The sequence below is a fragment of the Microbacterium sp. MRS-1 genome (assembly GCF_000585455.1).
Lineage (GTDB): Bacteria > Actinomycetota > Actinomycetes > Actinomycetales > Microbacteriaceae > Microbacterium > Microbacterium laevaniformans.
Window position 1 is genome coordinate 1 of sequence record NZ_JAUF01000124.1, and the last position, 3,038, is coordinate 3,038.

Here is a 3,038-nt window from a genome sequence, read left to right on the forward strand (position 1 = left end):
CATTCTCCCGCGCAACTCGCGGCGGCTGGCCACCCCGCACCTTCTTGATCAACACGCCCTAGCGGTGGTGTCACGTCTCCGGCGATGGCGACGGCCGGGGTCACCGGATCAGGTCCGGACGCTCGGCGCCGATGCGCCTGAGCAGACCCGACTTTCTCGCAACCACGACCAACGACAGGCAGTTCGCGCGACCGCGCTCACCGATCGGAGAGGCGGAGCTAAGTGCACGACCGTCGAGGATCACGCCATCGGTCATGACGTCACCGGGCTCGTCTACCACTCAGATGTCAGCGATCTAGCTAGAAGTCGTACAGGCGCTTACGGGCATCGAATGCCGTGCGTCCACCTTCCAACAGGTCTTCGGCGTACTTTCGCACCTTCGGGTTGTCGAGCGATCCGACGCCGTCGGTCGCTGTGCGGCCGTGCTGACCGTCAGCTTCGAGAGTTACGACCAACTCGGCGTCGCCCAGGACGGGCACGTTCGCGTTGTGCGTGCTCACAATTAGCTGTCGGGTGCCTTTGAGGGATCGCAGCTTTTGAACGACGCCGTCGTATACGAATCGGTTGTCGAGGTCATCTTCTGGTTGGTCGATGACAAGCGGACTCATTGATGCGCCGAGTAAGAGCAGCAACAGTGCAGTCGCTCGCTGGCCTTTTGAGAGATCCTCAAGGCGGCGCCACTCCACCGGCGCACCCTTGGAGGCAACGTTGAGTTGCACCTCGACAGCGAGGCCGACTGACTGCTCTTCCAGTTCTCTGAACAACGGTTCTCCGGTGTCCACGATGGCCTTCGCTTGTGCGCCAGTGATGCTCAGCCCCGTTAGCGCGTCCAACCCCGACCGCGCGGCAGTTACGAACGTCGCCACATTGAAGTCATCGCGATCGATGGCGGCGAACACCTGGCCGCGCTGGGTTGTGAAGTGGTGGGAGATCACGGCCTTGATATGGCTGCGATCGGGTGATGCGATCGGCTTAACAATCACAGCTCCCGTCGTAGCGGCGTTGGATGCCTTGATGGCGTCCTTGAGTTGGTTCGCGATCTGCTTGTCAATGTCAGCCAGCGAGCGAAGCAACTTCGTTCTCTCGCCGGTCAGCTTCTTGTACGCCTTCTCGAAGACGGTTCGCTTCTCGGCACGTTTTGTGAGCCGATTGAGGTTGGCCTGCAGAGTCAGGTACTCATCTGGCTTGTGTCCTTGCTCGACCAGTTCGCGCAGCACCGCAGAGACACCGTTGCTCTCGGTCTTTGTCGTAGACTCCCACGACTGCCTGGTCGCCTCGATCTGCGTCTTGGTGTCAGCAATGGCGGCCTGCACGGATGAGGTTGCCTGCTCAAGAGCAGTGGCGAGTTGCCCGAGTACCGGAGCGAGTTGCTCCAGAGTCGTCTTGCGGGGGGAGTCCTTGACGTCGGCCAGCTCGGCGCGAAGCTCCTCGACAACCGCTTCGATACCCCACTCGCTCACCAGATTCTCAACGGTTTGCACCCGTTCGGAGGCATCAGTCAGGACGGCGCCATCCTTGTCCAATCGAGTCTTCTGGTCAAGCTTCGCCGCAAGATCGGTCTTGTCGAACGCTTCCATGCTTTCGGAGAGGCGGGGGATGTCCGCGAGTTCGGTCTCAAGCGCCTCCCGGTCTCGTTCGTGCTTGGCGAGTGCATCACGGTTATCCGCCAGATCCTTTAGGACGTCGTCTCGCTCGGCAGGCGACGCTGGCCTGCCGGCGACGCGTGCGACAAGCTCAGCCATCAGGTCTTTGTCCTGAGCGAGCTCGGCCAATTCGTGCTGACCGAAGATCTCGAGGTTACCGACGATGTCGCGTGGGCGCTGGTTCGTCTGCGTGCCGCTGGAGTCACGAACGATCGCCGGGCTGTTCGTTGTGCGTTCGATAGTAAAACGCGCCGGGCTAGGTGACACCACGTCGACGACGAGCGAGATGACCGTTCCCGCGCCAAGCACGTTCTTGACCATCTCCTTGTGGTCTTTGCTGGATGCTTCGCCGATGGGCGGGATCTCCAGCACGTACCGGAGACTCTCGATAGCGGTGGATTTTCCGGTTCCACGTCCGCCGATGAGGGCCGTGAGATCCTCCGCAAGGTGGAGCTTCTGACCGTCGAGGTAGCCGCCGTCCCAAGCGATCTCGCGAAGCAGAACACGAGAAGTCGATGATGGATCGGTCGTGCTCACTCGGGTCTCCGGCGTCTTAACTGCATGACGGAGCCCCAACAGGCTGGGGGTACTCATCTTGAACCAGGTGCTCGCACCGGGAGAGGCGAGCGTCGCCGGGTCGCAGATGTCGTCGGCATGGATCGCCACCAGCGGATGGCGGCGATCGTAGGGCTTGGTCCCTTTGAGGATCTTGGCCTGGTCACCCAGTTCAGCGACAGATGGCGTGATGCCAATAGCCAGCAGTTCGCGGTGCTTGATCATCTCGGCGAGCGAGTCACCCTTCGCTCGACTCAGCAGTCCAGCGTTGGCGACGTTGGCGTGCGCCGGGATCACCAACGCGCCGCGGGCACACATGTCGGTCAGGATATCGCCGTACGACTTCGTCGTCGTGCCCTTCGCGGCTCCGGGCGTCAAACCGCATGCACCGATCGCGGCAGTGACCTGCTCAGTTGAGGTGCCGCGCTCGAACATAACCAGCAGGTGGATGCCCTCAGACGTGTTTGCCTCGAAGCCCGGGAGCGCCGCGATGCCGGCAGCTTCCGCGTCGGCAATCAGCTGGGACGCGCTGCTGGCATTCCAGTGATCGGTGACCGCTATCAACTCAATCTTCTGCGCCTGAAACTCGGCGATCAAGGCGGCGTTGTACGTTGCTTCATCCGCGTAGGTCTTGGAGGGGGATGGGTTGCCGACGTAACCGAAGGGGTTCACCTGGAGGGCTGCGCGAATCCAGCGGGCGCCATGGTGATCATCAGCTGCGGGTATGACGTTCTTCACCATCGATGTGCCTCGGTTCTTTCCTCAGTGTGAAGACTTAGGCCGTGTTGCTAAATGCTGTTGTGGGGCGGGTGGGCGATCCTTGAGGTGTGTCGCGAGATG

1 protein-coding gene is annotated in these 3,038 nt (G+C 61.5%); it reads right to left on the minus strand.

What is annotated here, in order from left to right; all coding sequences use genetic code 11:
* Positions 1-299: 299 nt before the first annotated feature.
* Positions 300-2,939: a TrlF family AAA-like ATPase gene (locus AS96_RS14415; RefSeq protein ID WP_051498916.1), complete on the minus strand. Its 2,640-nt coding sequence runs from the start codon at positions 2,937-2,939 to the stop codon at positions 300-302.
* Positions 2,940-3,038 lie beyond the last annotated feature (99 nt).